This is a genomic window from Streptomyces sp. Ru71 (assembly GCF_002920535.1).
Taxonomy (GTDB): domain Bacteria; phylum Actinomycetota; class Actinomycetes; order Streptomycetales; family Streptomycetaceae; genus Streptomyces.
This window is the reverse complement of record NZ_PQSS01000058.1, coordinates 1-14,406: the sequence shown is the minus strand read 5'-3', so window position 1 is coordinate 14,406 and position 14,406 is coordinate 1. Positions and strand designations below refer to the sequence as shown.

Sequence of the window (14,406 nt, the reverse complement as noted above, 5' to 3'; positions counted from 1 at the left end):
TCCGAAAGCGCCAGAGCTCACATGATTCCTACGCAAGCAAAAGAGAGCGCCACACCCCGGTTCAGCATCATCGTGCCGGCGTACGGGGTCGAGGCATATCTGCGCGACTGTCTTGACTCGGTGCTGAGCCAGTCCTTCACGGACTTCGAGGTCATCGCCGTCAACGACGCCTCGCCCGACGCCTGCGGCGACATCATGGACGAGTACGCGGGCCTGGACCCGCGCGTGGTGGCGGTCCAGCTTGAGCAGAACGTGGGCCTGGGCCGGGCGCGCAACGCGGGCATGGCCCGCGCCAGAGGCACCTACCTGATCTTCCTGGACAGCGACGACACCCTGCTGCCGGGCTCCCTGCGGGCGATCGCCCGCCGTCTGGAGGAGACCGGCGACCCCGAGCTGCTGGTCTTCGACTACGAGCGCACCTACTGGGACGGCCGGGTCTCCGGCAACTCCAAGCGCTCGGTGCTCACCGAGGGCCCGCGCGGGACGTTCCGTCTGGACGACCACCCCGGCCTGCTGCAGCTGCTCCAGGTCGCCTGGAACAAGGCCTACCGCCGCGACTTCGTGGAGCGCTGGGGCTTCGAGTACCCGGCCGGCTACTACGAGGACACCCCGTGGACCTACCCGGTGCTGGTGGCCGCCGACACCATCGCCCTGCTGGACCGGGTCTGCGTGCACTACCGCCAGCGGCGCCAGGGCTCCATCCTGTCCTCCACCAGCCGCAAGCACTTCGACATCTTCGACCAGTACGACCTGGTCTTCTCCTTCATCGACCAGCATCCGCAGTTCGGCCACTGGCGCGGCCCGCTGTACGAGCGCATGGCCTTCCACCTGGGCGTCGTCGAGCGGGTGCCGGGCCGGCTGCCCGCCGAGGCCCGCGCCGAGTTCCGCGCCCGCCGGCTGCAGGCCGAGCAGGCCCACCGCCCGGCGGACTACCGCGAGCCGCGGACGGCGCCGAAGTCGGCCGCGCGCCGCGCCGCCGACCTGCTCCCGGCCCGGGTGCGCCCGCTCGCCCGCCGCGCCTACCGCGCCGCCCGCCGGCTGAAGAAGCCGGTGCGCAGCGTGGTGCTGCGGGCGTACTACCGGGGACAGCGGATGCTGCCGGTGCAGAAGGACACCGCCGTCTTCGCCGCGTACTGGAACGCCGACTACGCCTGCAACCCGGCGGCCATCCACGAGAAGCTGCGCGAACTCGCCCCGCACGTGAAGACGACCTGGGTGCTCAAGCCCGGCGCGCGCAACAAGCCGCCGGCCGGCACCACCGTGGTGCGTCCGGGCTCGTGGGGCTTCTGGAAGGCGATGGCCCGCAGCAAGTACCTGGTCAACAACGTCAACTTCCCGACGCTGGTGGTCAAGCGCTCCGGTCAGGTCTTCGTGCAGACCCACCACGGCACGCCGCTCAAGCGGATGGGCGTCGACCTCGTCGACTACCCGATCGGCCAGGCCGATCTGGACATGGAGACGCTGATGCAGCGGATAGACCGCTGGGACTACAGCATCTCCGCCAACAGCTTCACCACCGCCATCTGGAACAGGGCCTACCCGGCCGAGTACACCTCCCTCGACTACGGCTACCCGCGCAACGACGTGCTGGTCAACGCCACCGAGGAGGACCGGGCGCGGGCCCGCGGGAAGCTCGGCATCGCCCCGGACAAGAAGGTCGTGCTGTACGCGCCGACCCACCGCGACTACCAGGCGGTGCCGCGCCCGCTGCTCGACCTGGAGCACTTCGCCGACCGGCTCGGCGACGGCTTCACGGTCCTGTCCCGGGTCCACTACTTCAACCTGGGCACCGGCCCGGGCGCCGCGGAGGGCTCCCCCGTCGTCGACGTGAGCGGGCACCCCTCGGTGGAGGAGCTGTACCTGGCGGCGGACTGTCTGCTGACCGACTACTCCTCGCTGATGTTCGACTACGCGCTCCTGGACCGGCCGATCGTCATCTTCGCCAACGACTGGGAGGTCTACCGGGCCACCCGCGGCACGTACTTCGACATTCACGTAGAGTCACCCGGCCATGTGGTGGAAACCGAAGGGGACCTTCTGGACGTCTTCCTCTCGGGGCGCTGGTGCGACGACACCTCGGCCAAGGCGCGTACGGAGTTCCGCAGGCGGTTCTGCGAGTTCGACGACGGCCGGGCGGCGGAGCGTGTGGTACGCAGGGTCTTCCTGAACGAGGAGGATGTGCCGCCGGTGACCCTTCCGGCGGAGCGTCCGAGCCGTCTCGCGCGGGGCTAGAGCTACCGTGTCCGGCGGTACCGGTCTCCGCCGGACACCTACGAACCTGAGAAAGGCGCAGTACCGCAGATGCCTCCCCGTCTGTCAGTAGTCGTTCCCGTGTACAACGTGGAACTCTTCCTCGACGAGTGCCTTCAGTCGATCGCGGACCAGACGTTCACCGACTGGGAGGCAATCGTCGTGGACGACGGCTCCACGGACGGCAGTCTGGCCATCGCCGAGAGATGGGCGGCCAAGGACGACCGCATCCGGGTCGTCGCGCAGGAGAACAAGGGGCTCGGACCGGCCCGCAACACCGGTGTGGCGCACCTCACCGAGGGCACCGAGTTCCTCGCCTTCGTCGACAGCGACGACATCGTGCTGCCCGACGCCTACGAGCGGTGCATCGCCAGCCTGGAGGCGTCCGGCTCGGACTTCGTCAGCGGCAATGTGAACCTGCTCAAGGCCGGCGAGATCCTGATCTCCCCGCTGCACGAGAAGCGGCTGCGCACCGACCGCACGCGGACCCACATCAGCCGCGACAAGAACCTGGTCTACGACCGCACCGCCTGGAACAAGGTCTTCCGCCGGTCGTTCTGGGACAAGCACGCCTTCGAGTTCCCCGGCATCCTCTACGAGGACGCCCCGGTCACCCTGCCCGCGCACTTCCTGGCCTCCGCCGTGGACGTGCTGGGCGAGCCGATCTACCTGTGGCGCCAGCGCACCGGCGGCGCCCCCTCCATCACCCAGCGCCGCACCGAGCCGGTCAACGTCCGCGACCGCATCCGCTCCTGCGACCGGGTCAGCCGCTTCCTGGCCTCGCAGCCCGGTGAGGAGTACAGCGCGCACAAGCGCTGGTACGACGAGATCTTCATCACCGACGAGCTGCCGCTGTTCATGGGCGTGCTCGACGAGGCCGGCGACGAGTTCCGCGAGCTGTTCATGAGCGGCGCCGCCGACTTCCTCAGCCGTGTCGACGAGGCGGTCATGCCGCGGCTGCCGGTCGCGCTCCGGCTGAAGTGCCATCTGATCCGCGAGGGCCGCCTCGACGAACTGATGGAGCTGATCGCCTACGAGCGCGAGACCGGCCGGGCCGTGCCCGTGGTCCGCCAGGGCCTGCGCCACTTCGCCGACTATCCGGTGCTCGACCAGGCCAAGCGGGCCGTGCCGCGTTCGGTGCTGCGCGTCGACGCCGACTTCTCCGCGCGTGCCCGCGCCGAGGCGCTCCTGTGGCGCGACGGCCGGCTGCACATCGAGGGCCACGCCTACATCCGCAACCTGGCCGCCGAGCGGCCGCAGCGCACCGCCCTGCGCGTGCTGATGCTGCGTGAGGTCGGCAGCCGCCGCACCGTGCTGGTGCGGCCGAACCAGGCACGCGCGCCGCGCGCCACGCAGACCTCCGGCCAGTCGCTGCACAACTACGACTGGTCCGGCTTCACCGCCGACCTGAACCCGGCCAAGCTCAAGGCGCGCGGCGGCTGGCGGGACGCCGTGTGGCGGCTCACCGTCACCACCGTCCAGCAGGGCATCGTGCGCCGCACCCGGCTCAAGGCCGGCGAGACCGGCAGCGCGCAGAGCCCGTCCCCGTTCTGGGTGGACAAGGACGTGCGGGTGGTGCCGTACATCGCCGACGAGCACCTCTACCTGCGGGTGGAGCGGGTCCGGGCGCGGCTGACCGGGCACCGGGCCGAGGACGGCGTGCTGGTGCTGACCGGCACGCTCGGACACGACGCCGCCACCGGCGACGCACCGCTCACCCTGCGCCTGACCCACGGCTCCTCCGAGGCGACGCTGGACCTGCCCGTGGAGCGCGGCAGCGGCGGCACGTTCTCGGTGCGGGTGCCGCTCGCCGACCTGGACGTCGAGGGCCGCGACAGCCACGACCTGCACGTCTCCGACAAGTGGACGGCCGAGCTGGGCGTCGGCGGCAAGCGCCGCTTCCCGGTGGCCGTGGACGCCGCCGAGGGCGACCTGGGCCGCCAGCACTCGCTGGACGGCCGGCCCGCCGCCGCCTGGGGCGCCCGCGCGATCGCCGTCACCAGCGACGGCTCCGGCCGCCTGGTGCTGCGCACCCAGCCCGTGCAGCCCATGGCCGGCGAGATCTCCGTCACCGCCGAGGGCCGTATCGCGCTCACGGCCGCGCTGCCCGCGCTGACCGACGAGCCGGTCGAGATCGTCGTACGGCACAGCCGGCACGCCGAGGAGCACACCTACCCGGCCACCGTCGCCGACGGCGTGCTCAGCGCCGAGTTCCTGCCCGTGCCGGACAGCATCAGCAAGGTGCCGCTGCGCCAGGGCCGCTGGTACCTGTTCGCCCGCACCGCCGGCTCCGGCATCGAGGTGCCGGTACGGGCCGTGCCGTCCGCGCTGGACACGCTGCCGGCCGACTTCACCGTGCGCGGCCGGGACTACACGCTCACCCACCGCTTCTTCGACCGGCTGCTGATCGAGGCCGCCTCCGACCTGGGCCCCGCCGAGGTCGGCTGGTACCGCCAGCGCGAGTTGCGCACCAAGGTGTACGCGCAGGCCCGCACCGCGCCGCTGAAGGACACCGTCCTGTACGCCTCCTTCTCCGGCCGCCAGTACTCCGACTCGCCGCGCGCCGTCTACGAGCAGCTGGTGCGCCGGGGCGCGGAGCTGGAGCACGTGTGGGTGGTGGAGGACCGCCGCGCCGAGATCCCCGAGGGCGTGAAGGTCATCCGCCGCTGGAGCCGCGAGTGGTACGAGGCGCTCGGCCGCAGCCGGTACATCGTCACCAACACGCACCTGCCGCACTGGATCCGCCGCCGTGAGGGCCAGGTCATCGTGCAGACCTGGCACGGCACGCCGCTCAAGCGGATCGGCCACGACATCGACAGCGTCCAGTTCGCCGACCGCAAGTACCTGCAGAAGGTCGCCGAGGAGACGCCGAGCTGGTCGTTCCTGGTCTCCCCGAACCGCTTCTCCACGCCGATCATGCGGCGGGCGTTCCAGTTCGAGGGCGAGATCCTGGAGTCCGGCTACCCGCGCAACGACGTGCTGCTCTCCGAGGAGACGGAGGAGCTGGCCAAGAGCGTGCGCGAGCGGCTCGGCCTGCCGGCCGGCAAGAAGGTCGTGCTGTACGCGCCGACCTGGCGCGACGACCAGTTCTACCGGGCCGGCAACTACAAGTTCGACATGCGGCTGGACGTGAAGAAGGCCGCCGAGCGCCTCGGCGACGACCACGTCCTGCTCGTGCGCAAGCACTCGAACATCGTCGACGCGGTGCCCGGCGCCGGTGACGGCTTCGTCTTCGACGTTTCCAGCTACCCGGACATCGCCGAGCTGTTCCTGATCACCGACGTACTGGTCACGGACTACTCGTCGCTCATGTTCGACTTCGCGAACACGGGCCGTCCGATGCTCTTCTTCACGTACGACCTGGAGTACTACCGCGACCAGCTGCGGGGCTTCTACTTCGACTTCGAACAGAAGGCCCCCGGTCCCCTGCTGCAGACCTCGGACGAACTCATCGACGCGCTCGCCGACATCGACCGGATCAGCGCCTCCTACACGGAGGCCTACCAGGAGTTCAAGGATGTCTTCTGCGACCTCGACGACGGCCACGCCGGCGAGCGGGTGATCAACCGGATGCTGGAACTCGCGCACCCCGAACCTTCGTCCACCGATTCCGCGGAGCGTTGAGCGTGCCCACGATCCCCAGAGCCGTCAGGCAGCGTCTGGAGCGCATTCCGGCCCGGCGCCGGATGCCCCTGGCCGTCTACGCCGTCACCCAGGTCATCTTCCTGTTGTGGTGGGCGGCCTTCTACCCCGGCGGGATGAGCTACGACTCCATCGCCTACGTCTGGCACGTCACCACCGGGCACTGGATGTCCAACCACTCGGTGGCCTACGACGGGCTGGTGTGGCTGTCCCTGAACATCACCGGCGACCTGGCGCTGCTGACGTTCGCGCAGAGCGTCGCCATGGCGGCGGCGCTGGCGTACGTGGCGATGACGCTGCGCCAGTTCGGGGTGCCGGGAAAGTGGAGCGCGGCGGCCGCGATCGCGGTGGCGGCGCTGCCGTCGATCGGCTCGTTCACCATCTTCGTGTGGAAGGACGTGCCGTTCGTCATCGGCGCGGTCGTGGCCTTCGGCGCGGCCGGACGGCTCGTGGTGCGCCGGATGCGCGGGGCGCAGGCGGTGCGCGACAAGGCGTTCCGCAACGACGTCGCGATGCTCTTCATCGGCTTCCTGGCGATGGGCCTGTTCCGCAACAACGGTCTGCTCGTCGCCGTTCTCGCCCTGCCGGTGCTGCTGCTCGTGCTGCCGAAGATGCGTCGGGCGATGCTGGTCGCGACGGTGATCCCGGCGGTGATCGCGGGTGTGCTCCAGGTGGCGATCTACCCGGCGCTGGGCGTCATCACGCCGACCAAGGACCAGGTGTACGCGATGAACTACGCGGACATCGCGGTGGTCTACGGCGAGGTCCCGTGGACCTTCTCCAAGTCGGACAAGGAACTCATGGCGAAGGTCGCGCCGCTGTCCCACTGGGGCGGCAAGGCGGCCAACTGCTACAACGCCGACTGGGCGATGCAGAAGCCGATGAACCGCAAGAAGGCCGCCGAGTACAACGACCAGCTGATGGACCTGTGGATGCGGGTCCTGCAGCGCACCCCGGACAAGATGATCGGGACGCGGCTGTGCCGTTCACAGATCGCCTGGGCGCCGTTCCCGGGTCCCGCGGACAAGATGGGCAACACGCTGATCAGCATCCCGTCGGTGCCGAAGAACCTGTTCGGCTGGGTCAACTGGAACCAGGACATCAAGCACAGCGAGTACCGGCCCATCCTGAAGATCCGCCCGCTCAGCGACACCCTGCACAAGCTGGCGTACTTCACCTGGAAGGCCAGCAAGACCCCGCAGCTGCAGTGGCTGCTGTGGCGGGGCGCGACCTGGTGCTACGCGGCGTACGCGGTGTTCCTGACGTTCTCGCGCCGGCACCGCTCCTGGGCGCCGCTGGCCATGATGTCGATCCCGCTGGCGCTCCAGCTGACGGTGGTGGCGGCCAACCCGGCGCCGCTCGCCCGGTACATGTTCGCCCCGCTGTTCCTGGGCATCCTGACGCTGCCGCTGATCGCGGCCAAGCCGCGGTTCGGCCCGCTGGGCGGGAAGAAGCCGGAGTCGTCGGGGCCGTCCAAGGAGGCGGAGGACCCGTCTCCGGCGGACCGTGACCCGCAGCCGGTCGCCTAGACATCCGCACACGCCGGGGCCCGCTCCCCTCTCCCTTCGGGGAGCCGGGGGCGGGCCCTTTCGTTTCGGTGTCTCGTACAACCGATCGAGCCGCCCGGAGGTCTCACGCAGGTACCGCGGGAGTCGACGGAAGGACGCGGATGAGGGCTCATCGTGCTGCCCTGGGCATGGCCGCCGCCACGGCGCTGCTGGCCATGACGGCCCCGGCGAGCGCGGCGGCGGACAGACCCGGCTACGGAGTCGCGGTGGAGGAGGACTACGTCACCGCCGAGGTGGGCGGGACGGTCACGGTCCATCCGGAGGTGCGTGACGCCCGGTCCGTCCTGCCCGAGGGGACGCACCTGGCGAAGGGCGCGACGCTGCAGTACTTCTTCCCCGCGCACACCACCCCGGTGGACCTCAGCGACAGCTGCCGGAGGGTGGGGACGCTGCGGGTGCTGTCCTGTACGACGGTGCGGCCGCTCACGCTGCGGCTCGACACGGCGCTCGTCACCGAGCGCGTCAGGGTGGCGGTCTTCCCGGACGACCCGTGGGACGCGTTGAGCAACGAGGACCAGTTCACCGTCACGGCCCCGGTCCCGCGGGAGGAGGGCGAGACCCCGGGCAGCCGGGAGGGCCGGCAGAAGGCCGGGGCCGTCCTGCTGGGTGTGGGCGGCGGTTTCGCGCTGCTCGCCCTCTTCCTGGCCCGTACCAGGGGCCGCAGGGCGGTGTGGGCGTCCTGCACCGTGGTGGCCCTGGTGTGCGCCGGGCCGGGCGTCTGGAGCATGACCCGGGGCCCGCTGATCGGCGCCAAGAGCTACGTCCGATACCCGTCCGGCCCGCCCGTCCTCAAGATCCCCGAGACGCTCTGGGACACCGGCTGGATCCGGCGGGAGAGCCGGCCGGACGGCGTTCCCCGCGTCGCCACGACACCGGACACCGGCCATGAGGACGTGACGGACGTGTTCGGCTTCTTCGCGCCGTACCTGGACGGGCCGACCGGGACCCCCGGCCAGTGGCTCACCGTCGACGGCGCCTACGGCCGGATCGAGGACCCCCGGCGGGCCCGCGACCACATGCTGCGCACGGCCGCAGACGCGCCGGGCGTGACGGTGGCGAAGCAGCCCCGGCTGTTCCTCCTCAAGGGCGAGGGCGGCACCGGCAAGGGGCCCGTGCTGTTCAAGTGCCAGGTGCTCGTCGTCCGGGAGGAGCACGTCAACCAGTGCGCCTGGGTCGACAGGGGCGTGCGCGTCCTGCTGTCCACGTCCGGTGTCCCCGTGGCCCTCGACTCCGGCGACGCGCTGCTGGACACGGCGTACAGCGCCCTGAGCGTGCGGGAGTACGTGCAGCTGGGCGGCGGCTTCTGACCGCCGCCCGGCCGGCGGCCTAGAACGGGTCGAAGTCGTCGAACTCGCGCTCGGCCTCGTCCCGTTCGGCCTGGCGGTCGCGGCGGCGCTGGGCCGCGGGGCGCGGGGCCTCGAAGCGGTGGTCCTCGCCGCGCCGGCCGAGCATCTCGGCGCCCGCCATGAGGGTGGGCTCCCAGTCGAAGACGACGGCGTTCTCCTCGGGGCCGATGGCGACGCCGTCACCGGAGCGGGCGCCCGCCTTCATCAACTCCTCTTCCACACCGAGGCGGTTGAGCCGGTCGGCGAGGTAGCCGACGGCCTCGTCGTTGTTGAAGTCGGTCTGCCGCACCCAGCGTTCGGGCTTCTCGCCGCGCACCCGGAACAGCGGCTCGCCGCCGACCTCCTCGCGGGTGACGGTGAACCCGGCGTCGTCGACGGCCTTGGGCCGGATGACGATCCGGGTCGCCTCCTCCTTGGGCTTGGCGGCCCGCGCCTTCGCCACCAGGTCGGCCAGCGCGAACGACAGCTCCTTCAGGCCCATGTGGGCGACCGCGGACACCTCGAAGACGCGGTAGCCGCGCGCCTCCAGGTCGGGCCGGACCATCTCGGCGAGGTCCTTGCCGTCGGGCACGTCGATCTTGTTCAGGACGACGATGCGCGGACGGTTGTCGAGGCCGCCGTACTGGCGCAGCTCCTCCTCGATGATGTCGAGGTCGGAGACGGGGTCGCGGTCGGACTCCAGGGTGGCGGTGTCCAGCACGTGCACGAGCACGCTGCACCGCTCCACGTGGCGCAGGAACTCCAGGCCCAGGCCCTTGCCCTGGCTGGCGCCGGGGATCAGGCCGGGCACGTCGGCGATGGTGTAGACGGTGGAACCGGCGGTGACCACACCGAGGTTCGGCACCAGCGTGGTGAACGGGTAGTCCGCGATCTTCGGCTTGGCGGCGGACAGCACCGAGATCAGCGAGGACTTGCCGGCGCTCGGGTAGCCGACCAGCGCCACGTCGGCGACGGTCTTCAGCTCCAGCACGATGTCCCGCAGGTCGCCGGGCTCGCCGAGCAGCGCGAAGCCGGGCGCCTTGCGGCGGGCGGAGGCCAGCGCCGCGTTGCCGAGGCCGCCGCGGCCGCCCTGGGCGGCGACGAAGGAGGTGCCGTGGCCGACGAGGTCGGCGAGCACGTTGCCGGCCTTGTCCAGCACGACGGTGCCGTCCGGCACGGGCAGGATCAGGTCCTGGCCGTCCTTGCCGGAGCGGTTGCCGCCCTCACCGGGCTTGCCGTTGGTGGCCTTGCGGTGCGGGGAGTGGTGGTAGTCCAGCAGCGTGGTCACGGACTGGTCGACGGTGAGGATGACGTCACCGCCACGCCCGCCGTTGCCGCCGTCCGGGCCGCCGAGCGGCTTGAACTTCTCACGGTGGACGGAGGCACAGCCGTGACCTCCGTTACCCGCGGCGACATGCAGTTCGACGCGGTCCACGAAGGTGGTCATGGTGGGGTGCCTCCAGAAACGTACGAGAGATTCTCTTGGTACGCGCTCGGTCGAGCGTCGTGCGAGATGTCTTCGGTGTAACACGCGAAAGGCGGACCCGCCTTCCCGACCGGGAAGTGAGGTCCGCCTCGCGAAAGCTTCCGATCAGCCGTCTCAGGCGACCGGAACGATGTTCACGACCTTGCGGCCACGGAAGGTGCCGAACTGCACCGAACCGGCCTGCAGGGCGAACAGCGTGTCGTCGCCGCCGCGGCCGACACCCGCACCCGGGTGGAAGTGGGTGCCGCGCTGGCGGACCAGGATCTCACCCGCGCTGACGACCTGACCGCCGAAGCGCTTCACGCCGAGCCGCTGGGCATTGGAGTCGCGACCGTTCCGGGTGGACGATGCGCCCTTCTTGTGTGCCATTTCTCCTCAGTCCCTTACTTCGCGGCCGTGGGGATCGACGTGACCTTGATCGCCGTGTACTGCTGGCGGTGGCCCTGACGACGGCGGTAACCGGTCTTGTTCTTGTAGCGCAGAATGTCGATCTTCTGGCCCTTGTGGTGGTCCACGACCTCGGCCTGGACCTTGATGCCGGCCAGCACCCACGGGTCGCTGGTCACGGAGTCGCCGTCGACAACGAGCAGGGTCGAGAGCTCGACCGTGTCGCCAACCTTGGCAGTGGAAATCTTGTCAACCTCAACGATGTCGCCGACAGCAACCTTGTGCTGGCGACCACCGCTGCGCACGATGGCGTACACGCGGATCTCACTCTCTCGCTCGGGGAACGGCACCCCCGCAGGCCAGCCGCCCGGCAACGCGGACGACCTCTCCCGGTCAGCCGTGTGCCCGGGAGGAAGAGGTTTACGGGGATGTGGCATGTGCATTGGACACGCCGACGGTCTAGGTTACGGGGCCCGGCCTGCGAGGGTCAAACCGGGCCCCGGGTGACCAGATCGGTCAGGCCTCGTCGGTGGAGGCCGAGACCGACGGCGCCGACTGCTGCGCCGCCGCGGTCTTCTTGGCGGTGGTCTTCTTGGCCGCCGCCTTCTTCGTCGTGGTCTTCTTGGCCGCGGTCTTCTTCGCGGCCGTCTTCTTGGCCACCGTCTTCTTGGTGGCGGCCTTCTTCGCCGTGGCCTTCTTGGCCGCCTTGCGGGCGGTCTTCTTGGCCGGGGCGGCCTCGGACTCATCGGCGACCGGGGCCTCGGCCTCGCTCTCCTCGGCCGGGGCCGGTGCCTCCGTGGCCGGCAGGACCACGACGGCCGTCTCCGCCGGTGCGGTCGGCGCGGTGGCCTTGCGCACGGCACGGCGCCGCGGACGGGCCGGGGCGGCGGGCTCGGCGGGAGCCTCGGCGGCTTCCGGCGCCTCGGCGGGCGCCTCGGCCTGCGGGGCCTCGACGGGCGCGGTCTCCGGGACCGTCACCACGGCCGCCTCCGCCCCGGCGGGCGAACCGGCCGGCGCGGACACCCGGCGGGTGGCGCGGCGGCGGGTACGGCCCTGGGGCGCGGCCGGCTCGGCGGCCGGGGCCTCGGGCGCCGCGACGACGGCGTCCTCGACGGCGGCCGGCTCGGCCAACGCCTCGGCGGCCGGCTCCGGCTGCACGGGACGCTCGGCCTCCTGCTCGGCGCTCACCGTCTGCGCGGTGGGCGCCTGAGCCTCGGCCTTCTCAGCCTTCTCGGCCTTCCGGGCCTTGGGCTCCTCCGCCTTCACGGACTCCGCCCTGGGCGTGCCCGCAGGGGCGGACGCCCGACGGCTCGCCCGGCGCCGGCCACGGCCACCGCGGGACGCCGCGGCCTCGGCCTCGGCGATGCTGCTGTACAGCTCCTCGTCCGGGGCGAAGGCCGGCTCGGGCAGCGCGAGCGGCTCGGCGACCTCGGCGGCCACCTCGGCCTCGCTCTCGGCCTCCTGCTCGGCGGTCGGCGCGCTCTGCACCGCCGTCTCGGCCACCGCCTCGTGCTCGTGCTCGTGCGGCTGCTCGGCGGCACCGGCCCGCGCGCGCTTCTTGCGCTTGCCGCCGCCACCGGCGGAGCTCGCCTGGTCGAGGTGGACGATGACACCGCGGCCGTTGCAGTGGACGCAGGTCTCGGAGAAGGACTCCAGCAGGCCCTGGCCGACCCGCTTGCGGGTCATCTGCACCAGGCCCAGCGAGGTGACCTCGGCGACCTGGTGCTTGGTGCGGTCGCGGCCCAGGCACTCCAGCAGGCGGCGCAGCACCAGGTCCCGGTTGGACTCCAGCACCATGTCGATGAAGTCGATCACGATGATGCCGCCGAGGTCGCGCAGCCGCAGCTGGCGCACGATCTCCTCGGCCGCCTCCAGGTTGTTCCTGGTGACCGTCTCCTCCAGGTTGCCGCCCTGGCCGGTGAACTTGCCGGTGTTGACGTCGATGACGACCATCGCCTCGGTCCGGTCGATGACCAGCGAACCGCCGCTGGGCAGCCAGACCTTGCGGTCCAGGGCCTTGGCGAGCTGCTCGTCGATCCGGTAGGTGGCGAAGACGTCGACCTCGCTGGTCCAGCGCTGGAGGCGGTCCGCGAGGTCCGGCGCGACGTGCGCGACGTACCCGTGGATCGTCTGCCAGGCCTCGTCACCGCTGACGATGACCTTGGAGAAGTCCTCGTTGAAGATGTCGCGCACGACGCGGACGGTCATGTCCGGCTCGCCGTACAGCAGCGTCGGCGCGTTGCCGCCGTTCTTGGACTTCTTCTGGATCTCCTCCCACTGCGACTGCAGCCGCTCGACGTCCCGGCGCAGCTCGTCCTCGCTCGCGCCCTCGGCGGCGGTGCGCACGATGACGCCCGCGTCCTCGGGGACGATCTTCTTGAGGATGGTCTTCAGCCGGGCCCGCTCGGTGTCGGGCAGCTTGCGGCTGATGCCGGTCATGGAGCCCTCGGGCACGTACACGAGGTAGCGGCCCGGCAGGGAGACCTGGCTGGTCAGGCGGGCGCCCTTGTGGCCGATCGGGTCCTTGGTGACCTGCACCAGGACCGACTGGCCGGACTTGAGCGCGGACTCGATGCGGCGCGGCCCGTTGGCCATGCCGAGCGCCTCGAAGTTGACCTCACCGGCGTACAGCACGGCGTTGCGGCCCTTGCCGATGTCGATGAAGGCGGCCTCCATCGAGGGCAGGACGTTCTGCACCTTGCCGAGGTAGACGTTGCCGACGTACGAGGTCGACTGCTCCTTGTTGACGTAGTGCTCGACGAGCACGCCGTCCTCCAGGACGCCGATCTGCGTGCGGTCGCCGTTCTGGCGGACGACCATGACGCGCTCGACGGCCTCCCGGCGGGCCAGGAACTCGGCCTCGGTGATGATCGGCACGCGGCGGCGGCCCTGCTCGCGGCCCTCGCGGCGGCGCTGCTTCTTGGCCTCCAGACGCGTGGAGCCCTTGATGGACTGCACCTCGTCGGACGGCTCGCCCTTCTCCCGGGCCGGGCGCGGCTCGCGCACCTTGACGACGGTGCGCTCGGGGTCGTCGGCGGACGGCTCGGTGTCCGGGGAGGTGTCACCGGCGCGACGGCGGCGGCGACGGCGGCGACGGCTGCCCGCGGTGGACGCGCCCTGCTCCTCGTCGCGCTCCTCGGCGCCCTCGGCGGCGTCCTCCTCGTCCTCCTCGACCTGCTCGGCCGTGTCCTCGGCGTCCTGCGCGGCCTGCTCGGCGGCGAGTTCCTCGGTGTCGGCGCCGTCGCCCTCGCTCCCGTCGGCGGACTCACCGCGACGGCGGCGGCGGCCACCGCGGCGACGACGACGGCGGGAGCCGGTCTCCTCGGTGTCCTCGCTCTCGCCGGCGTCCTCGGCCTGCTCGTCGGCCTCCTCAGCCTCCTCCTCGGCGGCCTCGGCCGCGGCCTCGACGGCGCTCTCGGTGAACCGCTCGGGCTCCTCGGCCCCGCCCCGGCGACGGCGGCGGCGGCGCGAGCCGGTCTGCTCCTCGGCGGGCTCCTCGGTCTCCACGGACTGGGCCTCCGCGGCCGCCTCGGCGGCGGCGCGCTCGGGGGTCTGGAACTTCGGCTCGGCGAACACGGGCGCCTGGAACACGGCGACCGCGGGGCGCGCGGGCTTGCGCGGCGTCTCCTGCTCGGACCCGGCGGGCGCGGGCTCGGAGAACCCGGTCGCGGCACGACGCGCCACCCGGCGGCGGCCACGGCGCGGGGCGCCCTCCTCGGCCTGCTCGGCGGCGGTCTGCTCGGGAGTC

The 14,406-nt window shown here is 71.4% G+C and carries 8 protein-coding genes; 4 read left to right on the top strand and 4 right to left on the bottom strand.

Annotated features, from left to right (window positions below; translation table 11 throughout):
• The first annotated feature begins 21 nt into the window (after window positions 1-21).
• The 4 genes from C3489_RS27295 to C3489_RS27280 all read left to right on the top strand — a co-directional run bounded on the left by C3489_RS27295 (window position 22) and on the right by C3489_RS27280 (window position 8,767).
• A complete protein-coding gene (locus C3489_RS27295) occupies window positions 22-2,232 on the top strand; it encodes a bifunctional glycosyltransferase family 2 protein/CDP-glycerol:glycerophosphate glycerophosphotransferase (protein WP_103784738.1) in 2,211 nt (736 codons plus the stop codon).
• Between the two features lie 69 nt (window positions 2,233-2,301).
• Window positions 2,302-5,874 (top strand): bifunctional glycosyltransferase/CDP-glycerol:glycerophosphate glycerophosphotransferase, encoded by a 3,573-nt coding sequence (locus C3489_RS27290; protein ID WP_103784737.1) that lies wholly within the window; start codon window positions 2,302-2,304, stop codon window positions 5,872-5,874.
• 2 nt (window positions 5,875-5,876) lie between these two features.
• Window positions 5,877-7,421: a DUF6020 family protein gene (locus tag C3489_RS27285; RefSeq protein ID WP_146075355.1), complete on the top strand. Its 1,545-nt coding sequence runs from the start codon at window positions 5,877-5,879 to the stop codon at window positions 7,419-7,421.
• Between the two features lie 140 nt (window positions 7,422-7,561).
• Entirely contained in the window at window positions 7,562-8,767 is a 1,206-nt protein-coding gene (locus C3489_RS27280; RefSeq protein ID WP_146075354.1) for a hypothetical protein, read from the top strand.
• Window positions 8,768-8,786: 19 nt separating this feature from the next.
• On the opposite strand, the gene obgE is transcribed toward C3489_RS27280, so the two are convergent.
• From obgE to C3489_RS27260, 4 genes are all read right to left on the bottom strand, one after another.
• Entirely contained in the window at window positions 8,787-10,232 is a 1,446-nt protein-coding gene (gene obgE, locus C3489_RS27275) for a GTPase ObgE (RefSeq protein WP_103784734.1), read from the bottom strand.
• Between the two features lie 153 nt (window positions 10,233-10,385).
• Window positions 10,386-10,640 (bottom strand): 50S ribosomal protein L27, encoded by a 255-nt coding sequence (gene rpmA, locus C3489_RS27270; protein ID WP_103784733.1) that lies wholly within the window; start codon window positions 10,638-10,640, stop codon window positions 10,386-10,388.
• Between the two features lie 14 nt (window positions 10,641-10,654).
• Entirely contained in the window at window positions 10,655-10,975 is a 321-nt protein-coding gene (rplU, locus tag C3489_RS27265) for a 50S ribosomal protein L21 (protein ID WP_028422127.1), read from the bottom strand.
• Window positions 10,976-11,174: 199 nt separating this feature from the next.
• On the bottom strand, window positions 11,175-14,406 hold a 3,232-nt coding region (locus C3489_RS27260), incomplete at its 5' end, for an Rne/Rng family ribonuclease (RefSeq protein ID WP_103784732.1).

Excerpts from the sequence above, each read along its gene's own strand:
- C3489_RS27295 (WP_103784738.1), top strand. The coding sequence starts at position 22 with ATGATTCCTACGCAAGCAAAAGAGAGCGCCACACCCCGGTTCAGCATC.
- C3489_RS27290 (WP_103784737.1), top strand. The coding sequence starts at position 2,302 with ATGCCTCCCCGTCTGTCAGTAGTCGTTCCCGTGTACAACGTGGAACTC.
- C3489_RS27280 (WP_146075354.1), top strand. The coding sequence starts at position 7,562 with ATGAGGGCTCATCGTGCTGCCCTGGGCATGGCCGCCGCCACGGCGCTG.
- obgE (WP_103784734.1), bottom strand. The coding sequence starts at position 10,232 with ATGACCACCTTCGTGGACCGCGTCGAACTGCATGTCGCCGCGGGTAAC.
- rpmA (WP_103784733.1), bottom strand. The coding sequence starts at position 10,640 with ATGGCACACAAGAAGGGCGCATCGTCCACCCGGAACGGTCGCGACTCC.